Genomic DNA, 19,311 nt, shown 5'->3' on the forward strand with positions numbered 1-19,311 from the left:
CGGAGCGGGGACGGCGCTGGGGGGCGGCCTTGACCGGCTTGCCGGCGGCGTCCAGAGTGGGGCGCCACAGTACCAGCAGTTTGCCGATGTGCTGCACCGGGGCAGCGTCGAGTTGCTGGCAGATTTCCTGGAGGAACTGTTCCCGTTCTTCCCGGTTGTCGTTGTACACCCGGACCTTGATGAGCTCATGGCTCTTCAGGGAGGCGTCGATCTCCTTCATCACCCCTTCAGAGAGGCCGTTCTGGCTGATGCTGACGACGGGGTCGAGGGAATGGGCACGGGCTCGCAGAGCGCGGCGCTGGTCGGCATTGAGGGAAAGCATAGGAAGCACCTGATTCAAAACGCGGATTCTACTGGATGGCACGTTCCAAGACCAGCAAGGCGTGGCTGCAAGAACACGTCAATGATCATTTTGTCCATCGGGCCAAGGCCGAGGGCTGGCGTTCCCGCGCCTCCTTCAAGCTGCTCGAGATCGACGACAAGGACAAACTCCTCAAGCCCGGCGAGGTGGTGGTGGACCTGGGGGCGGCCCCCGGCGGCTGGTGCCAGGTGGCCGTGCAGCGGGTGGGGGAGGGCGGCAAGGTGTTCGCCATCGACCTTCTGGAAATGCAGGGTATCGCCGGGGTGGACTTCATGCAGGGGGATTTCCGCGAGGAATCAGTGCTGCGGGAGTTCGAGTCGCGCCTGGCGGGGCGCCAGGTGGGGCTTGTACTTTCGGACATGGCCCCCAATATATCGGGGGTGAACGTTTCCGATCAGGCGCGCTCCATCTATCTGTGCGAACTGGCCCTGGAATTCGCCCGGGAGCACCTCAAGCCGGATGGTGCATTCCTCGTCAAAGTCTTCCAGGGCAGCGGTTTCAACGAGTTCCTGGCGGCCATGCGGGAGACCTTCGAGGTGGTGGCGACACGCAAGCCCAAGTCGTCCCGGGATCGCAGTCCGGAACTCTATCTGCTCGGCCGGCGTCTCAAACATGGTGGGTCCGTATAGCCCCGCCTGCTGTCAGACCGGCTTTCGGTTTAGAATGGACCATTCGTGGCATTCGAGGTTTAGCCGCCGTTGAGCGGCGAGAGGAGCACACTTGAACAACATGTTTAAAAACCTGGCCATCTGGCTGGTGATTGGCCTGGTCCTGATGACGGTGTTCAATCAGTTCAACAACCGTCAGGTTGCCCAGAACTCCATGGAATACTCCCAGTTCATCGACGAGGTGAAGGCTGGTCGTATCAACAAGGTGGTGATGGAAGGCCGCACCCTCAAGGCCACCACGACGGAAGGCAAGCGCGTCACTTCCTATTCGCCGGGCGACATCTGGCTGGTTTCCGACCTGCTCAAGTACGGCGTCAAGATCGAGGCCAAGCCGGATGAAGAACCTTCCATGCTGATGAGCATCTTCGTCAGCTGGTTCCCCATGCTGCTCCTCATCGGCGTCTGGGTCTTCTTCATGCGCCAGATGCAGGGCGGCGGCAAGGGCGGCGCCTTTTCCTTCGGCAAGTCCAAGGCCCGCATGCTGGACGAATCCAACAACACCGTCACCTTTGCCGACGTGGCCGGCTGCGACGAGGCCAAGGAAGAAGTCTCCGAGCTGGTGGATTTCCTGCGGGACCCCTCCAAGTTCCAGAAGCTGGGCGGCCGCATTCCCAAGGGCGTGCTGATGGTGGGCAACCCGGGTACGGGTAAGACCCTGCTGGCCAAGGCCATCGCCGGCGAGGCCAAGGTGCCGTTCTTCTCCATCTCCGGTTCCGACTTCGTGGAAATGTTCGTCGGCGTGGGCGCAGCCCGGGTCCGCGACATGTTCGAAAACGCCAAGAAGCACGCCCCCTGCATCATCTTCATCGACGAAATCGACGCCGTCGGTCGCCAGCGCGGTGCCGGCCTGGGCGGTGGCAACGACGAGCGGGAACAGACCCTGAACCAGCTGCTGGTGGAAATGGACGGTTTCGAGGGCCATACCGGCATCATCGTCATTGCCGCCACCAACCGTCCCGACGTGCTCGACCCCGCCCTGCTGCGTCCGGGTCGTTTCGACCGCCAGGTGGTGGTGCCCCTGCCCGACATCCGCGGCCGGGAGGAAATCCTCAAGGTGCACATGCGCAAGGTGCCGGTGGCCGGTGACGTGCGTGCCGACATCGTGGCCCGCGGCACCCCCGGTTTCTCCGGTGCCGACCTGGCCAACCTGGTGAACGAAGCTGCCCTCTTTGCTGCCCGCAGCAACAAGCGCCTGGTGGACATGGAGGACTTCGAGAAGGCCAAGGACAAGATCATGATGGGCGCCGAGCGCCGCAGCATGGTCATGAGCGAGGAAGAAAAGCGCAACACGGCCTACCACGAGTCCGGCCATGCCGTTGTCGCCAAGCTGCTGCCCAAGGCCGACCCGGTGCACAAGGTCACCATCATTCCCCGGGGCCGGGCCCTCGGCGTCACCATGCAGCTGCCGGTGGAAGACCGTTACGCCTACGACCGGGAATATCTGATGAACCGCATCGCCATTCTCTTCGGCGGCCGCATCGCCGAAGAGGTGTTCATGAACCAGATGACCACCGGCGCTTCCAACGACTTCGAGCGTGCCACCCAGATGGCCCGGGATATGGTCACCCGCTACGGCATGACCGACGCCCTGGGGCCCATGGTTTATGGCGAGAACGAAGGCGAAGTATTCCTCGGCCGTTCCGTCACCACCCACAAGAACGTTTCCGAAGCCACCATGCAGCTGGTGGACAAGGAAATCCGCCGCATCATCGACCAGCAGTACGGCCTTGCCCGCAAGCTGCTGGAAGACAACCGGGACAAGGTGGAGGCTATGACCGCCGCCCTGCTGGAGTGGGAAACCATCGACGCGGACCAGATCAACGACATCATGGAAGGCAAGGAACCGCGCCCGCCCAAGGCGCCCCAGACGCCGCCCAAGTCGTCCGCCGACAGCAATTCCCCGGGCGCCGCGCCCAGCGCTGCCGCCACGGCCTGATCACGGGCTGGTTGCCAGGCGTTACAATACGGGGCCGGGAGGATCATCCTTCCGGCCTTTTCTTTTGTCTGCTGTCCACATGCCCCTTTTGCGCTGCGGGAAATTCACCCTTTCCCTGGAACGGCCCCTGATCATGGGGATCGTCAATCTCACCCCCGACTCCTTTTCCGGCGACGGCCTGGCCACCGATGCGGAACGGGCCGTGGCCCACGCCCGGGCCCAGATTGCGGCCGGTGCCGACATGCTGGACCTGGGGGCCGAATCGACCCGTCCCGGCGCCATCCCGGCCACCGCGGAGGAAGAGCTGGAGCGGCTGCTGCCGGTGCTGGCGGCCCTCAAGGATTGCGGCGTGCCCCTCTCGGTGGATACCTACAAGCCGGAAGTGATGCGGGCCGTGCTGGCGGCCGGCGCCGACATGATCAACGACATCGCCGCCCTGAGCTATCCCGGCGCCCTGGATGCTGTGGCTGACAGCGATTGCGGCCTCTGCCTCATGCACATGCAGGGCGAACCCCGCACCATGCAGCAGCAGCCCAGCTACGGCGATGTGGTGGCGGAGGTGCGGGATTTCCTGGCCCGGCGGGTTGCCGCTGCCCGGGCCGCCGGCATCGCCGACGAGCGCCTGGTGCTGGACCCGGGCTTCGGCTTTGGCAAGACCCTGGAACACAACCTGGCCTTGTTGCGCCACCTGCCGGAAACCACGGTGGACGGCCTGCCCGTCCTCGCCGGCATGTCGCGCAAGACCATGCTGGGCGCCCTCACCGGCAAGCCCGTGGCAGAGCGGCTGGCGGCCAGCGTGACCGCCCATCTCCTGGCTGCCCAGCGCGGCGCCCGCATCCTGCGGGTGCATGACGTGGCCGCCACCCGGGACGCCCTGACTGTTTGGCAGGCCGTGGCCGCCTGAACACTGAAAGTTACGAGGACAACCATGAGCAGAAAATATTTCGGTACCGATGGTGTGCGGGGCCGCGTCGGCGAAGCGCCGATCACGCCGGATTTCGCCATGCGCCTGGGTTACAGCGCCGGCCAGGTGCTGGTGGCCCAGGACGGGCTGCCCGCCGGCGAGCGTCCGGCGGTGCTGATCGGCAAGGACACCCGGATTTCCGGCTACATGCTGGAAGCGGCCCTGGAGGCCGGTTTTTCCGCCGCCGGCGTCGATGTCTGCCTGGTGGGTCCCATGCCGACGCCGGCGGTGGCCTACCTGACCCGGGCCCTGCGGCTGCAGGCCGGCATCGTCATCTCCGCCTCCCACAACCCCTTCTACGATAACGGCATCAAGTTCTTCTCGGCCCAGGGCACCAAGCTGCCGGATGCGGTGGAACATGCCATCGAGGCCGGCGTGGAAGCGCCCATGGGCTGCGTGTCCTCGGATCGCCTGGGCAAGGCCCGGCGCATCGACGACGCCCGGGGTCGCTACATCGAATTCTGCAAGAGCACCTTCCCCAACGATCTGGACCTGCGCGGCCTGAAGATCGTGGTGGACTGCGCCCATGGTGCCGCCTACCACATCGCGCCGGACGTCTTCCACGAGCTGGGGGCGGACGTGGTGGCCATCGGCAACCGTCCGGACGGCCTCAACATCAACGCCGCCGTCGGCGCCACGGCGCCCAAGGCCCTCAAGGAAGCGGTGCTGGGCCAGCGGGCCGATCTGGGCATCGCCCTGGACGGCGACGGCGACCGGCTGGTGATGGTGGACGGGGAGGGCAACGTCTACGACGGCGACCAGTTGCTCTACGCCATCGTCCGCGGCCGCCAGGCCCTGGGCCCGGTGGCCGGCGTGGCCGGCACCCTGATGACCAACCTGGCCCTGGAAGATGCCCTCAAGGCCCTGGACATTCCCTTCGCCCGGGCTGCCGTGGGCGACCGCTACGTGCTGGAAAAGCTGGTGCAGAACGGCTGGCTCTACGGCGGCGAGAATTCCGGCCACATCCTCTGCCTCGACCGGCACACCACCGGCGACGGCATCATCGCGGCGCTGCAGGTGCTGGCGGCCCTGTGCCAGCAGGGCGGCAGCCTCAAGGCCCTGCTCGGCGACCTGGTGCTGTATCCGCAGAAACTGATCAACGTGCCCATGCCCAAGGGCTTCCCCTGGCAGGACAGTCCGGCCATTGCCGCGGCCCAGCGGGCGGTGGAGGCGGAGCTGGACGGGCGGGGCAGGGTGCTGCTGCGCGCTTCCGGTACCGAACCCCTGTTGCGGGTGATGGTGGAGGGCCGGGACGGCGAGCTGATCGCCCGTCTGGCGGAGAACCTGGCCGGTGCCGTGCGCCAGGCCGTCGGCGAATAAGGCAGGGCGGTATTCTTCCCGGGGGCATCCCGGGGAGGCAGGAAGGGCGGGCATCCTGGCCATGGCATGGTGAAGATGCCCGTCTTTGCTTGATCTTGGCTGACCTTTCCGGTGGAGGAGGGGGCCGGTCCGGATTTATTACAGCGATGTAACGGAAGTGTAATAGTGGCTAGGTAGACTCCGCAGGGTAGTGAAATGCACCGTCTTATGCGTGTAACCCCTCCAAGGAGAAAACCTGATGAAATTTGCCAAAATCGCCGCTGCCCTGGGTCTTGCCGGCCTGGCCGTTTCCGGTATCGCCCACGCCCAGTCCGCACTGGTGAAGGTGGATGGCTCTTCCACCGTGTATCCCATTACCGAGGCGGTGGCCGAGGACTTCCAGAAGGAAAAGAAGAACGCCATCAAGGTGACCGTGGGTATTTCCGGCACCGGCGGCGGTTTCAAGAAGTTTTGCCGCGGCGAGACCGACGTTTCCAATGCCTCCCGTCCCATCCTGAAGAAGGAAATGGACGCCTGTAAGGAACTGGGCATTGCCTACTACGAACTGCCCATTGCCTATGACGCCCTGACCGTCATCGTCAATCCCCAGAACAACTTCATCAAGAACATGACCGTGGCCGAACTGAAGGCCATCTGGGAACCCGCCGCCCAGGGCAAGATCACCAACTGGAACCAGGTGAACCCGGCCTATCCGGACGTGCCCCTGAAGCTCTACGGTCCCGGCGCCGATTCCGGCACCTTCGACTACTTCACCGAAGCCGTGGTCGGCAAGGCCAAGTCCTCCCGCGGCGACTACACCGCCTCCGAAGACGACAACGTGCTGGTGCAGGGCGTTTCCCGCGACAAGGGCGGCCTGGGCTACTTCGGCTACGCCTACTACATCGAAAACCAGAAGAAGCTGAAGGCCGTGTCCATCGACAACGGCAAGGGCGGCGTCCTGCCTTCCCCCGAGACCGTGGAGAACGGTTCCTACGCTCCCCTGTCCCGTCCCATCTTCATCTACGTGAACGCCAAGTCCCTGGAAAAGCCCGAGGTCAAGGAGTTCGTCGAGTTCTATCTGAAGAACGCCCCCAAGCTGGTCAAGGAAGTGAAGTACGTGGCCCTGCCCGGCAAGGTGTATGAAGCCAACCGGGAACGCCTGGCCAAGAAGAAGGCCGGCACCGTCTTCGGTGGCACTGAAGCTGTCGGCATGAAGATCGAAGAACTGATCAAGCGCGAAGCTCAACTCTAAGCTGTTGCAGCAGGGCGGCCCGTTGCGGCGGGCCGCCTTTTTTGAGCCCCGGCCCTGCCGGACTCCATTAGAATGAGCCCCGAAAATCCCGTTATGTCTTCCACCCTTGTATCGGATGCGCCTGTGGCCGTACCCCTTGACCATGTGAGCGAGCGTTTCGTGCGGCGGCGTACCCGCCACCTGCGCGAAACCATCATTGAATTCATCCTGCTGGCGGCAGCCCTGGTTTCCGTGGCGACCACGGCCGGGATCGTCTTTATCCTGGTGAAGGAGTCCCTGGTCTTCTTCGACCACGTGCCCCTCATCGACTTCCTTACCGATACCCAGTGGACGCCTCTGTTTGACGATGCCCATTTCGGCATCCTGCCCCTGGTTTCCGGCACCCTGGTGAGCTCCGGTGTGGCCCTGCTGGTGGCCATTCCCCTGGGGACCATCATCGCCATCTACCTTTCCGAGTTCGCCCCCTTCAAGGTGCGCGAAATCGCCAAGCCCTTCCTTGAATTGCTGGGCGGCGTGCCGACCATCGTCTACGGCTACTTCGCCCTGATGTTCATCACCCCGCTGCTGCAGCAGATTTACCCGGACCTGCCCGGCTTCAACCTGCTGTCCGCCGGCATCGTCATGGGCATCATGATCGTGCCCTACGTCAGCTCGGTGGCCGAGGATGCCATGCGCGCCGTGCCCATGAGCCTGCGCGAGGGCTCCTACGCCATGGGCGCCACCCGCTTCCAGACCGCGGTCAAGGTGGTGGCGCCCGCCGCCACTTCCGGCCTGGCCGCCGCTTACATCCTGGGCATCTCCCGGGCGGTGGGCGAGACCATGATCCTGGCCGTGTCCGCCGGCATGCAGCCCAACCTGACCTGGAATCCCCTGGAGCCGGCGGCCACCATCACCGCCTACATCGTCCAGGTGGCCCTGGGCGACCTGCCCCACGGTTCCGTGGGCTACCAGACCATTTTCGCCGCGGGTCTGACCCTGATGCTGATTACCCTGTTCTTCAACGTCATCGGTCACATCATGCGCAAGAAGTTCCGCGAGGCTTACTGATCATGAGCGATACCGCTGTCGTTGCTGCCCGTCTGCAGGAAATCCGCCGCATCATCGCGCGCCACAAGCGCTGGGATCTCCTGTTCGCCCTGCTCGGCCTGTGCGCCCTGATGCTGGGCGTGCTGACCTTCGTTTCCCTCTTCGCCCAGATGGTGGTGGAAGGCGGTCCCCGCCTGTCGGTGGATTTCTTCACCAACTTCCCCTCCCGTCGTCCGGAGCAGGCGGGCATCCTCTCCGCCTGGGTGGGCTCCACCCTGGTGATGATCGTCACCGCCCTGGCCGCCGTGCCCCTGGGCGTGGCCGCCGGGGTCTACCTGGAGGAATACGCGCCGAAGAACCTGATGACCGACATCATCGAGATCAACGTCACCAACCTGGCCGGCGTGCCTTCCATCGTCTATGGCCTGCTGGCCCTGGGCATCTTCGTCTATCAGTTCGGCTTCGGCCAGAGCATCCTCTCCGCCGGCCTGACCCTGGCTCTCTTGATCCTGCCGGTGGTCATCGTCGCCACCCGGGAGGCCATCCGCGCCATTCCCATCTATGTGCGGGAAGGTGCCTACGGTTGCGGTGCCACCCAGTGGCAGGTGGTGCGGGATCACATCCTGCCCTATTCCTCCGCCGGCATCCTCACCGGGGTCATCATCGGCATGGCCCGGGCCATCGGCGAGACGGCGCCCATCATCACCATCGGCGCTCTGACCTTCATTGCCTTCCTGCCGCCGGCACCCTTCACCGGCGAGCCCATGGCCGGTCCCTTCGACTGGGTCTTCGCCCCCTTCACGGTGATGCCGATCCAGATGTTCAACTGGACCTCCCGTCCCGAAGAGGCTTTCCACCAGAATGCGGCCGCTGCCGGCTTCGTCCTTGTGCTGATGACCCTGACCATGAATGCCCTGGCGATCTGGATCCGCTATCGCCTGCGCAAGAACATCAAGTGGTAAGGCCGGACCTCGCCCTCTATCGAATTGACCGTGCCTGCCTTTAACAGGCGCTCCAACAGGAATTAATCCATGACCACTGCAACCCCGATCGTCAAGGCCGAAGCGAAGGACCTGAATTTCTTCTACGGCGGTTTCCATGCCCTCAAGGGTCTCAACATGCCGGTCTACGAGAAGAAGGTGACGGCCCTGATCGGTCCTTCCGGCTGCGGCAAATCCACCTTCCTGCGCTGCTTCAACCGCATGCACGACCTCTACCCGGGCAACCGCTATCAGGGCGCCATCAACTTCTTCCCCGACCAGACCAACCTGCTGGCCGAGAAGGTGGATCCCATCGAAGTGCGCATGCGCATCAGCATGGTGTTCCAGAAACCCAATCCTTTCCCCAAGTCCATCTACGAGAACGTTGCCTACGGCCTGCGCGTGCGCGGCGAGAAGAAGCGCACCGTGCTCGACGAGAAGGTGGAGGAGGCCCTGCGCGGCGCGGCTCTGTGGGACGAGGTGAAGGACCGCCTGGACGATCTGGCCTTCAATCTTTCCGGCGGCCAGCAGCAGCGCCTGTGCATCGCCCGGGCCCTGGCTACCGATCCCGAACTGCTGCTTTTCGACGAGCCCACTTCCGCCCTGGACCCCATCGCCACCGCCAGCATCGAAGAACTGGTGTCCGAGCTGAAGGAAAAGGTCACCATCCTCATCGTTACCCACAACATGCAGCAGGCGGCACGGGTTTCCGACTTCACGGCCTACATGTACCTGGGGGAACTGATCGAGTTCGGCATCACCGACCAGATTTTCATCAAGCCCCAGAAGAAGCAGACCGAGGACTACATCACCGGCCGCTTCGGTTGATTGTCCTTTTTTGCGAGTGGCGGAATTTGCCATAAATCATAGAAACGGCCGGCCTTCCCGGCCGTTTTTCTTGGTTTGCGGCGCATCCGGTATCTCCGGTTTTGCATTGACCCGGGAGTCTTCTAAAAGATATAATTAAAAAGTTTTATGCACTCCCGTTTTGGGGGCGCTTCACCTGATCCGAGTCTTTGAGTCATGCGCCAAAAACTGGTTGTTGGAAACTGGAAGATGCATGGCGGCTTGGCAGCCAACCGTTCCCTGCTTCAGGGTGTGGTTGCCGGGGTGAAGGGGCTTGCCGCTGCGGTCGAGTGTGCCGTTTGTGTTCCCTATCCGTACCTGGCTCAGGCCCAGCAGGAGCTGGCTAAGACTGAAGTGAGTTGGGGGGCGCAAAACCTGAGCGAGCAAGTCTCGGGGGCATTTACCGGTGAGGTAAGTGCGGCAATGCTCAAGGATTTTGGCTGTCGCTATGTCATCGTCGGCCACTCGGAGCGCCGGGCGCTCTATGGCGAGGATGACGGGCTGGTGGCAAAGAAGTTCAAGCAGGCTCTGGCGGGCGGGTTGGTGCCGATTCTGTGTGTCGGTGAAACCCTGGCTCAGCGGGAGTCCGGTCAGACGGCTGAGGTGGTTGCTGCTCAGCTGGATGCGGTCCTGGATGCGGCGGGTGTTGAGGTTTTCGCCGGAGCGGTGGTTGCCTATGAGCCCGTGTGGGCCATCGGTACCGGCCTCACGGCCTCTCCCGCCCAGGCCCAGGCGGTGCATGAAGGGATTCGTGCCCGACTGGCGGCAAGAAATGCAGAAGTGGCTGCCGGAGTGCGTGTGCTCTACGGTGGCAGCGTCAAGGCGGGGAATGCGGCGGAGTTGTTTGCCATGCCCGATATCGACGGGGCTTTGGTCGGCGGCGCATCCCTGGTGGCGGAAGAATTCGTGGCCATTTGTCGTGCGGCTGCCTTTTGAGAAAAGAGTGACATGAATTACCTGTTTTCTGTGGTGTTGGTGGTGCATATCCTGGCGGCCCTGGGGATCATTGGTTTGGTCCTGATCCAGCATGGCAAGGGTGCCGATATGGGGGCTGCGTTTGGTAGCGGTGCGTCCGGCAGTTTGTTCGGCGCTACTGGTTCTGCCAACTTCCTGTCCCGTACCACCGCCATCCTCGCGATCGTTTTCTTTTCGACCAGCCTGGCGCTCGCCTATCTTGCTTCGGCCAAGCCGAAAAATAGTGGCAGTGTGATGCAGGAAGCTGTACAATCCGCGCCTGCTTCTGCGCCGAATGGCGCGCCGGCTGTGGTTGGCGGCGATGCCGCCGCTGCAGCGGCAGATGCTGGAGTTGGTTCGAAAGCGAAAGACATTCCCAAGTAATTTTTGGGTTTGGTTCTCTGGTACGGAAAGCAGAAGTCCTCGAATTGCCGTGCCAGAGTGGCAGTGCCGACGTGGTGAAATTGGTAGACACGCTATCTTGAGGGGGTAGTGACGTAAGTCGTGCGAGTTCGAGTCTCGCCGTCGGCACCAATTGCAACGAAGTCCAGTGGTTCCGCCAGGGGTCGTTGGGCTTCAGAACGAAGCGATAGCGCGGCGGATCATGCTGGAAAACTACTTCCCGATCTTATTATTCATTCTGGTCGGCATCGCCATCGGTGTTCTGCCGATTGTCCTTGGTTGGCTGATTGCTCCCAACCGTCCCGACGCTGAAAAGCTCTCCCCCTACGAATGCGGCTTCGAAGCCTTCGAAGACGCCCGTATGAAGTTCGATGTGCGGTATTACCTGATCGCCATCCTCTTCATCCTGTTCGACCTGGAAATTGCCTTCCTCTTCCCCTGGGCCACGATTTTCAAGGAAATCGTCAATACCGAGGCCGTGAAGTGGTTTGGTTTCGCCGAAATGATGGTTTTTATCGCCATTCTGGTGGTCGGATACATCTACGCCTGGGTCAAGGGCGCGCTGGAGTGGGAGTAAGCGTATGGCTATCGAAGGTATTCTGCAGGAAGGCTTTGTCACGACTACCGCTGACAAGCTGATCAACTACATGCGTACGGGCTCCCTGTGGCCCATGACGTTCGGTCTGGCCTGCTGCGCCGTGGAAATGATCCACGCCGGCTGTTCCCGCTACGACCTGGACCGCTTCGGTATCGTTTTCCGTCCCAGCCCCCGTCAGTCCGACGTGATGATCGTGGCCGGCACCCTGACCAATAAGATGGCTCCCGCCCTGCGCAAGGTCTACGACCAGATGCCGGAGCCCCGCTGGGTCATCTCCATGGGTTCCTGTGCCAACGGCGGTGGCTACTACCATTATTCCTATTCCGTGGTGCGCGGTTGTGACCGCATTGTGCCGGTGGATATCTACGTTCCGGGCTGCCCCCCGACCGCTGAAGCCCTGCTTTACGGTCTGGTGCAGCTGCAGAACAAGATCCGCCGTACCAATACCATCGCCCGCTGATCCTGGAGAGTTCCCATGTCCAAACTGGAAACCCTTGGCCAGAGCCTGCAGGCGCAGTTCGGTGAGCGCCTCAAGAGTCTCAAGCTGGCCCTCGGTGAAGCGACCATCGAAGTCGATGCCGCCGATTATCTGCAGGTGATGCAGGAGTTGCGCGATTCCGAAGCCCTGTGTTTCGACGAGTTGATCGACCTGTGCGGCGTCGATTACTCCACCTACGGCAACGACGGCTGGAGCGGCAAGCGCTACGCGGTGGTGGTCCACCTGTTGTCGGTGGCCAAGAACTGGCGTCTGCGGGTGCGTGTCTTCGCGCCGGATGATGCCTTCCCCGCGGTGGATTCCGTCGTCAATGTCTGGAGTTCCGCCAACTGGTTCGAGCGCGAAGCCTTCGACTTGTTCGGCATCGTCTTCCCGGGTCACGAAGATCTGCGCCGCATCCTGACGGATTACGGCTTCATCGGCCATCCTTTCCGCAAGGACTTCCCCATTTCCGGTTATGTCGAAATGCGCTACGACCCGGACCAGGGTCGGGTGATCTACCAGCCGGTGACCATCGAACCGCGCGAAAACACGCCGCGCATCGTGCGCGAAGAGAATTACGGGGACGTCTGATATGGCCGAAATTCGTAACTACACCATGAACTTCGGGCCCCAGCACCCTGCGGCCCACGGTGTGCTGCGCCTGGTGCTGGAGCTCGACGGCGAAGTCGTGCAGCGCGCCGATCCGCACATCGGCCTGCTGCACCGGGCTACCGAGAAGCTGGCGGAAACCCGCACCTGGATTCAGTCCGTGCCCTATATGGACCGTCTGGACTATGTGTCCATGATGTCCAACGAGCATGCCTACTGCCTGGCCGTCGAAAAGCTGCTGGGCATCGAGGTGCCGGTCCGTGCCCAGTACATCCGTGTGATGTTCGACGAGATCACCCGTCTGCTCAATCACCTGCTGTGGATCGGCTGTCACGGCCTGGACGTGGGTGCCATGGCCATGGTGCTGTACACCTTCCGCGAGCGGGAAGACTTGGTCGATGCCTACGAGGCCGTTTCCGGTGCCCGCATGCACGCAGCCTACTACCGTCCGGGCGGCGTCTATCGCGACCTGCCGGACCGCATGCCCCAATACACCGAGAACCGCTTCAAGAGCGCGTCCACGGTCAAGACCCTGAACGAGAACCGCACCGGTTCCCTGCTGGATTTCCTGGAAGACTTCACCAATCGCTTCCCGACCTATCTGGACGAGTACCACACCCTCCTGACCGACAACCGGATCTGGAAGCAGCGTCTGGTGAACGTCGGCGTGGTCAGCCCCGAGCGCGCCCTGCAGCTCGGCTTCACCGGCGCCATGCTGCGCGGCTCCGGCATTGCCTGGGACCTGCGCAAGAAGCAGCCGTACGAAGTCTATGCCGATCTGGATTTCGACATTCCCGTCGGCGTGAACGGCGACTCCTACGACCGCTATCTGGTGCGTATGGAAGAAATGCGCCAGTCCAACCGCATCATCAAGCAGTGCATCGACTGGCTGCGCAAGAACCCGGGTCCGGTCATCACCGACAACCACAAGGTTGCACCGCCGGCCCGCGAAGGCATGAAGTCCAACATGGAAGAGCTGATCCACCACTTCAAGCTCTTCACTGAAGGCATCCACGTGCCCGAAGGCGAGGCCTATGCCGCCGTCGAGCATCCCAAGGGCGAGTTCGGCATCTATTTCGTCTCCGACGGTGCCAACAAGCCGTATCGCATGAAAATCCGTGCTCCTGGCTACGCCCACCTGGCGGCCATGGACGAGATGGCACGGGGCCACATGATCGCCGACGTGGTGACGATCATCGGCTCCCAGGACATCGTTTTTGGCGAGATTGACCGCTGATGCTGACTCCCGAATCCCTCAAGAAGATCGACCGCGAGGTCGCCAAGTATCCGGCTGATCAAAAGCAGTCGGCGGTGATGGCATCTCTGGCGATCGCCCAGGAAGAAAAAGGCTGGCTGGCCGACGAAACCATCGAGTTCGTCGCCAACTATCTCGGCATGCCGCCCATGGCGGCCCTGGAAGTGGCCTCCTTCTACAACATGTACGATCGCAAGCCGGTGGGCAAGTACAAGCTCACCGTCTGCACCAATCTGCCCTGCGCCCTGACCGGCGGCGAACACGCCGGTGAGTACCTGCAGCAGAAGCTGGGCATCGGCTACGGCGAGACCACTCCCGATGGCAAGTTCACCCTGGTCATGGGTGAGTGCATGGGAGCCTGCGGCGACGCCCCGGTGATGATCGTCAATAACCGGTCCATGTGCAGCCACATGAATCCGGAACAGATCGACCAACTGCTGGCGGAGTTGAAATAATGGCCATTCTGGGAGCGATCAACCCCACCCTGACCGCCGGCTGGAACGGTGACGCGGGCTGGAGCCTGAAGGATTACGTGGCCCGCGGCGGCTACGAGGCCCTGAAGAAAATCCTGGCGGAAAAGATTCCCCAGGAACAGGTCATTGCCGAAGTGAAGACCTCCGTCTTGCGCGGACGGGGCGGCGCCGGTTTCCCCACCGGCCTGAAGTGGAGCTTCATGCCCCGCTCCTTCCCCGGCGACAAGTACGTGGTCTGCAACTCCGACGAGGGCGAGCCCGGCACCTTCAAGGACCGGGACATCCTGCGCTACAACCCCCATTCCGTGATCGAAGGCATGGCCATTGCCGCCTACGCCATGGGGGCCACCCGCGGCTACAACTACATCCACGGCGAAATCTGGGAAGTGTACAAGCGCTTCGAGGATGCCCTGGACGAAGCCCGTGCCGCCGGCTTCATCGGCCAGAACATCCTGGGTTCCGGTTTCAACTTCGAACTGTTCGCCCACCACGGCTACGGCGCCTACATTTGCGGTGAAGAAACCGCCCTGCTGGAGTCCATCGAAGGCAAGAAGGGCCAGCCCCGCTTCAAGCCGCCGTTCCCCGCCTCCTTCGGCCTTTACGGCAAGCCCACCACCATCAACAACACCGAGACCTTCGGCTCCATCCCCTTCATCATCCGGGACGGTGGCGAGAAGTTCCTCAACCTGGGCAAGCCCAATAACGGCGGTACCAAGCTGTTCTCCATTTCCGGCCACGTCAATCGTCCCGGCAACTACGAGATTCCGCTGGGCACCCCCTTCAGCACCCTGCTGGAGATGGCCGGCGGCGTGCGCGGCGGTCGCAAGCTCAAGGCGGTGATTCCCGGTGGCTCTTCCGCTCCGGTGCTGCCCGGCGACGTGATGATGGAATGCACCATGGACTATGACTCCATCAGCAAGGCCGGCTCCATGCTGGGCTCCGGTGCGGTCATCGTCATGGACGAGACCACCTGCATGGTCAAGGCCCTGGAGCGCCTCTCCTTCTTTTATCACGAAGAGTCCTGCGGCCAATGCACTCCCTGCCGTGAAGGCACCCCCTGGCTGTATAAGGTGGTGAGCCGCATCGAGCACGGCCTGGGCCGTCCCGACGACCTGGATCTGCTGGATTCCGTCTGCGAAGGCATCATGGGCCGCACCATCTGCGCCTTGGGCGACGCCGCCGCCTTCCCCGTGAAGAGCTTCATCAAGCACTTCCGCGACGAATTCGTGCACCACATCGAACACAAGACCTGTCTCGTGCCCAAGGATGTCCAGCGGGCGGGTAGCGGGTTCTTCAAGGCTCAGAACTGAGGCTTAAGCGACATGCTTGAAATCGAAATCGACGGCAAGAAGGCCGAGGTACCCGACGGCAGCACGGTGATGGATGCCGCGCAGCAGGTGGGTGTCTACATTCCGCACTTCTGCTACCACAAGAAGCTTTCCATCGCCGCCAACTGCCGCATGTGTCTGGTGCAAGTGGAGAAGGCGCCCAAGCCGCTGCCGGCCTGTGCCACTCCCGTGACCAACGGCATGAAGGTGTTCACCCACTCCGAGCTGGCCGTCAAGGCCCAGAAGGGTGTGATGGAATTCCTCCTCATCAACCACCCCCTGGACTGCCCCATCTGCGACCAGGGCGGCGAATGCCAGCTCCAGGATCTTTCCGTGGGCTACGGCGGCGTCAAGAGCCGCTACCAGGAAGAGAAGCGGGTGGTGTTCCACAAGGACATCGGCCCCCTCATCTCCATGGAGGAGATGAGCCGTTGCATCCACTGTACCCGTTGCGTGCGCTTCGGCCAGGAGATTGCCGGCATCATGGAACTGGGCATGGCGAACCGGAATTTCCATTCCGAGATCACCACCTTCATGGCCCGCACCGTGGATTCCGAGCTGTCCGGCAATGCCATCGACCTGTGCCCGGTGGGTGCCCTGACCTCCAAGCCTTTCCGCTACAGCGCCCGCACTTGGGAACTGCAGCGTCGCAAGTCCGTCAGCCCCCACGATTCCCTCGGCGCCAACCTGGTGGTCCAGGTCAAGGGCAACAAGGTCATGCGCGTTCTGCCCCGTGAAAACGAGGAAGTGAACGAGTGCTGGATTTCCGACAAGGACCGTTTCTCCTACGAAGCCCTGAACAGCGAAGAGCGCCTGACCAAGCCCATGGTCAAGCAGGGCGGCGAATGGAAGGAAGTGGAGTGGAACGTGGCCCTGGACTACGTGGCCCACGGTCTGAAGGACGTCTCCCGTGAGTTCGGCGGCGATGCCCTGGGCTTCCTGCTGTCTCCCCACGCCACCCTGGAAGAACTGGCTCTGGCCAAGAAGCTGGCGGCCGGCCTGGGTTGCGACAACGTGGACTTCCGTCTGCGTCAGCGCGACTTCTCCGCCGACGGCAAGCGTGCCGGCACTCCCTGGCTGGGCCTGAAGCTGGCCGAGATCAAGGATCTGGACGGTGCCCTGGTGGTCGGTTCCTTCCTGCGCAAGGATGCCGCCCTCTTTGCCCAGCGCCTGCGCCAGGCCGCCAAGAAGTTCACCAAGGTGAGCTTCATCGATGTGGCCGGCGATGACCAGCTGATCAACACCCATGCCCGCCTGACCCTGGCCCCGGCCGACCTGATCCGCGGTCTCGGTGCCGTGGTCAAGGCCGCCGCCCAGATCAAGGGCGTGGCAGTGCCCGCCGGTCTGGACAGCCTCAATCCCTGTGAAACCGCCCAGAAGATCGCCCAGTCCCTGGTGGATGGCGAGAAGAAGGCCGTGTTCCTCGGCAGCGTGGCCCAGCAGTCCGGCGACGCCGCCCAGCTGCAGGTGCTGGCCAACGAACTGGGCAAGATCACCGGCGCCACCGTCGGCTTCATCGGCGAGGCCGCCAACAGCGTCGGCGGTTATGTGGCCGGCGCTCTGCCGGGCAAGCTCAATGCCCGCACCATGCTGGAACAGCCCCGTCAGGGCTATCTGCTGCTGAATGCCGAGCCCGAGTTCGACTTTGCCAATGCCCAGCAGACCCTGGCCGCCCTCAAGCAGGCCAAGCTGGTGGTGTTCATGTCCGCCTTCAAGCACGCGCCGGCCCTGGAGTACGCCGATGTGATGCTGCCCGTTGCCCCCTTCACCGAAACTGCCGGTACCTTCCTCAATGCCGAAGGCCGCGTGCAGAGCTTCAACGGTGTGGTGCGGCCCCTGGGCGAAGCCCGTCCGGCCTGGAAGATCTTCCGCGTCCTGGGTAATGTGCTCAACCTTTCCGGCTTCGATTACGAAAGCGCCGAAGCAGTGCGCGACGAGTTGCTGGGGCAGGGCACCGAATTCGCCGCCGGTCTCGACAACGGCATCAGCGGTGTGAATGTGGCACTGGCCCCGGCCCCTGCGGGTCTGCAGCGGGTGGGCGATGTGCCCATCCACTTCGCCGACACCCTGGTGCGTCGCGCGCCTTCCCTGTTGCGCACCCGTGACGGGCAGGCCCCCGTGGCCCGCACCAACGGCGCCACGGCAGCCCAGTTGGGGCTGGAAGAGGGCGCCCAGGTTCGTGTGCGCCAGGGCGACGGTACTGCCACCCTGACCCTGAAGCTGGACGAAGGGACTCCTGCCGGTTGCGTGCGGGTTTCCGCCGCCCATGCCGCTACTGCGGCCTTGGGTGACCTGTTCGGCACCATCACCGTGGAGCGTGCATGATGGATATGCTGCAGCAATTCATTCAGGGCGTTTTCGGCCCTGCCTGGCCGGTGGTCTGGAACCTGCTCAAGATCGTCGCCGTGGTTGCCCCCCTGCTGCTGGGTGTGGCCTACCTGACCTACTTCGAGCGCAAGGTCATCGCCTACATGCACGTGCGGATCGGTCCCAACCGGGTCGGTCCCCTGGGCCTGATCCAGCCGATCGCCGACGGCCTCAAGCTGTTGCTGAAGGAAATCATCGTTCCGTCCGGTGCCGACAAGTGGGTCTATCTGATTGCTCCCGGCTTGGCCATCGCTCCGGCGCTGGCTGCCTGGGCGGTGGTGCCCTTTGCCGACGGCCTGGGTGTGGCCAATATCGATGCCAGCCTGCTCTACATCATGGCCATCGCCTCCATGGGCGTGTACGGCATCATCCTGGCCGGTTGGGCTTCCAACTCCAAGTACGCCTTCCTCGGTGCCATGCGTTCCGCGGCCCAGATGGTGTCCTACGAAATCTCCATGGGCTTTGCCCTGGTGACCGTGCTGATGGTGTCCAACAGCCTGAACCTCACCGAAATCGTGCGGGCCCAGGATCACGGCATCTTCGCCGGCATGGGCCTGACCTTCCTTTCCTGGAACTGGCTGCCCCTGCTGCCCATGTTCATTGTCTACCTGGTCTCCGGTGTGGCTGAAACCAACCGGGCCCCGTTCGACGTGGTGGAAGGTGAATCCGAAATCGTGGCCGGCCACATGGTGGAATACTCCGGCATGGCGTTCGCCCTGTTCTTCCTGGCCGAATACGCCAACATGATCCTGATTGCAGCCCTGACCTCCCTTTTGTTCCTGGGCGGCTGGCTGTCTCCGGTGGGATTCCTGCCCGACGGCTTCTTCTGGCTGGCCGCGAAGATGTCCTTCGTGCTGTTCCTGTTCCTCTGGTTCCGTGCCACCTTCCCGCGCTACCGTTTCGACCAGATCATGCGTCTGGGCTGGAAGGTGTTCATTCCGGTTAGCCTGGTGTGGTTCACCGTGGTCGGCGTCTGGATGATGTCGCCCCTGAACATCTGGAAGTGAGGATTACACCATGGGTGCCATGAAAGATATTGTTAAGAGCCTGTTCCTCAAGGAACTGTTCCAGGGTATGAGCGTTACCGGGCGCTATTTCTTCGCCCGCAAGATCACCGTTCAGTATCCGGAAGAGAAAACTCCGCAAAGTGCGCGCTTCCGTGGCCTGCATGCCCTGCGTCGCTACCCCAACGGGGAAGAGCGCTGCATTGCCTGCAAGCTGTGTGAAGCGGTCTGTCCGGCGATGGCCATCACCATTGAAGCGGCTCAGCGGGATGACGGTTCCCGTCGCACCACGCGCTACGACATCGACCTGACCAAGTGCATCTTCTGCGGTTTCTGCGAAGAAGCCTGCCCGGTCGATGCCATCGTCGAAACCCGCATTTTCGAGTATCACGGCGAAAAGCGCGGCGATCTCTACTACACCAAGCAGATGCTCCTGGCCAACGGCGACCGCTACGAAGCGCAGATCGCCGCTGACCGTGAAGCCGATGCCAAATTCCGCTGACGGGACCTG

20 protein-coding genes and 1 tRNA gene are annotated in these 19,311 nt (G+C 62.7%); 20 read left to right on the plus strand and 1 reads right to left on the minus strand.

Translation table 11 applies throughout. The features are described 5' to 3' along the window. A partial coding sequence (gene yhbY / locus AC1RTA_RS11495) for a ribosome assembly RNA-binding protein YhbY (protein WP_492784782.1) occupies positions 1-322 on the minus strand: 322 nt, incomplete at its 3' end. Between the two features lie 35 nt (positions 323-357). Here yhbY and rlmE point away from each other — a divergent pair. The 20 genes from rlmE to nuoI all read left to right on the plus strand — a co-directional run bounded on the left by rlmE (position 358) and on the right by nuoI (position 19,302). After that, complete coding sequence (gene rlmE / locus AC1RTA_RS11500; protein WP_014238074.1) at positions 358-990, plus strand: 23S rRNA (uridine(2552)-2'-O)-methyltransferase RlmE; 633 nt, start codon at positions 358-360, stop codon at positions 988-990. Between the two features lie 91 nt (positions 991-1,081). Continuing rightward, complete coding sequence (ftsH, locus tag AC1RTA_RS11505) at positions 1,082-2,965, plus strand: ATP-dependent zinc metalloprotease FtsH (RefSeq protein WP_014238073.1); 1,884 nt, start codon at positions 1,082-1,084, stop codon at positions 2,963-2,965. A 79-nt stretch (positions 2,966-3,044) separates the two neighbouring features. Beyond that, positions 3,045-3,869, plus strand: a complete 825-nt coding sequence (folP, locus tag AC1RTA_RS11510; RefSeq protein ID WP_492784783.1) for a dihydropteroate synthase — start codon at positions 3,045-3,047, stop codon at positions 3,867-3,869. A 24-nt stretch (positions 3,870-3,893) separates the two neighbouring features. Then, the gene (gene glmM / locus AC1RTA_RS11515) at positions 3,894-5,249 is read left to right on the plus strand and encodes a phosphoglucosamine mutase (protein WP_492784784.1); all 1,356 of its coding nucleotides are present in this window, start codon (positions 3,894-3,896) and stop codon (positions 5,247-5,249) included. Between the two features lie 238 nt (positions 5,250-5,487). Continuing rightward, entirely contained in the window at positions 5,488-6,480 is a 993-nt protein-coding gene (locus AC1RTA_RS11520) for a PstS family phosphate ABC transporter substrate-binding protein (RefSeq protein WP_014238070.1), read from the plus strand. Between the two features lie 123 nt (positions 6,481-6,603). After that, positions 6,604-7,527 (plus strand): phosphate ABC transporter permease subunit PstC, encoded by a 924-nt coding sequence (pstC, locus tag AC1RTA_RS11525; RefSeq protein ID WP_050804318.1) that lies wholly within the window; start codon positions 6,604-6,606, stop codon positions 7,525-7,527. 2 nt (positions 7,528-7,529) lie between these two features. Beyond that, positions 7,530-8,468, plus strand: coding sequence for a phosphate ABC transporter permease PstA (gene pstA, locus AC1RTA_RS11530; RefSeq protein ID WP_130458759.1), 939 nt, complete (start codon positions 7,530-7,532; stop codon positions 8,466-8,468). A gap of 69 nt (positions 8,469-8,537) precedes the next feature. Then, complete coding sequence (pstB, locus tag AC1RTA_RS11535; RefSeq protein ID WP_014238067.1) at positions 8,538-9,314, plus strand: phosphate ABC transporter ATP-binding protein PstB; 777 nt, start codon at positions 8,538-8,540, stop codon at positions 9,312-9,314. Between the two features lie 195 nt (positions 9,315-9,509). After that, on the plus strand, positions 9,510-10,268 hold the full coding sequence (gene tpiA, locus AC1RTA_RS11540; RefSeq protein WP_205229862.1) for a triose-phosphate isomerase: 759 nt from the start codon (positions 9,510-9,512) through the stop codon (positions 10,266-10,268). Between the two features lie 12 nt (positions 10,269-10,280). Beyond that, on the plus strand, positions 10,281-10,670 hold the full coding sequence (secG, locus tag AC1RTA_RS11545; RefSeq protein ID WP_130458757.1) for a preprotein translocase subunit SecG: 390 nt from the start codon (positions 10,281-10,283) through the stop codon (positions 10,668-10,670). Positions 10,671-10,735: 65 nt separating this feature from the next. Then, positions 10,736-10,820 (plus strand) — tRNA-Leu (locus AC1RTA_RS11550). 70 nt (positions 10,821-10,890) lie between these two features. Beyond that, positions 10,891-11,265: an NADH-quinone oxidoreductase subunit A gene (locus AC1RTA_RS11555; RefSeq protein WP_014238065.1), complete on the plus strand. Its 375-nt coding sequence runs from the start codon at positions 10,891-10,893 to the stop codon at positions 11,263-11,265. 4 nt (positions 11,266-11,269) lie between these two features. Next, the gene (locus tag AC1RTA_RS11560; protein WP_014238064.1) at positions 11,270-11,746 is read left to right on the plus strand and encodes a NuoB/complex I 20 kDa subunit family protein; all 477 of its coding nucleotides are present in this window, start codon (positions 11,270-11,272) and stop codon (positions 11,744-11,746) included. 15 nt (positions 11,747-11,761) lie between these two features. Next, complete coding sequence (locus tag AC1RTA_RS11565) at positions 11,762-12,355, plus strand: NADH-quinone oxidoreductase subunit C (RefSeq protein WP_130458756.1); 594 nt, start codon at positions 11,762-11,764, stop codon at positions 12,353-12,355. 1 nt (position 12,356) lies between these two features. Continuing rightward, positions 12,357-13,610 carry an NADH-quinone oxidoreductase subunit D gene (locus tag AC1RTA_RS11570; RefSeq protein ID WP_014238062.1) on the plus strand — a complete coding sequence of 418 codons (1,254 nt, stop codon included), beginning with the start codon at positions 12,357-12,359 and terminating at the stop codon, positions 13,608-13,610. Beyond that, positions 13,610-14,083, plus strand: coding sequence for an NADH-quinone oxidoreductase subunit NuoE (gene nuoE / locus AC1RTA_RS11575; protein WP_014238061.1), 474 nt, complete (start codon positions 13,610-13,612; stop codon positions 14,081-14,083). Before AC1RTA_RS11570 ends, nuoE begins: the two co-directional genes overlap by 1 nt. Further along, positions 14,083-15,411 (plus strand): NADH-quinone oxidoreductase subunit NuoF, encoded by a 1,329-nt coding sequence (gene nuoF / locus AC1RTA_RS11580; RefSeq protein WP_014238060.1) that lies wholly within the window; start codon positions 14,083-14,085, stop codon positions 15,409-15,411. Before nuoE ends, nuoF begins: the two co-directional genes overlap by 1 nt. 12 nt (positions 15,412-15,423) lie before the next feature. Further along, complete coding sequence (nuoG, locus tag AC1RTA_RS11585) at positions 15,424-17,754, plus strand: NADH-quinone oxidoreductase subunit NuoG (RefSeq protein ID WP_492784785.1); 2,331 nt, start codon at positions 15,424-15,426, stop codon at positions 17,752-17,754. Then, a complete protein-coding gene (gene nuoH, locus AC1RTA_RS11590; protein WP_043799532.1) occupies positions 17,754-18,803 on the plus strand; it encodes an NADH-quinone oxidoreductase subunit NuoH in 1,050 nt (349 codons plus the stop codon). Before nuoG ends, nuoH begins: the two co-directional genes overlap by 1 nt. Before the next feature lie 10 nt (positions 18,804-18,813). Further along, positions 18,814-19,302, plus strand: coding sequence for an NADH-quinone oxidoreductase subunit NuoI (gene nuoI / locus AC1RTA_RS11595; protein WP_014238057.1), 489 nt, complete (start codon positions 18,814-18,816; stop codon positions 19,300-19,302). Positions 19,303-19,311 lie beyond the last annotated feature (9 nt).

The sequence above is a fragment of the Azospira sp. MPR-E4 genome (genome assembly GCF_058809645.1).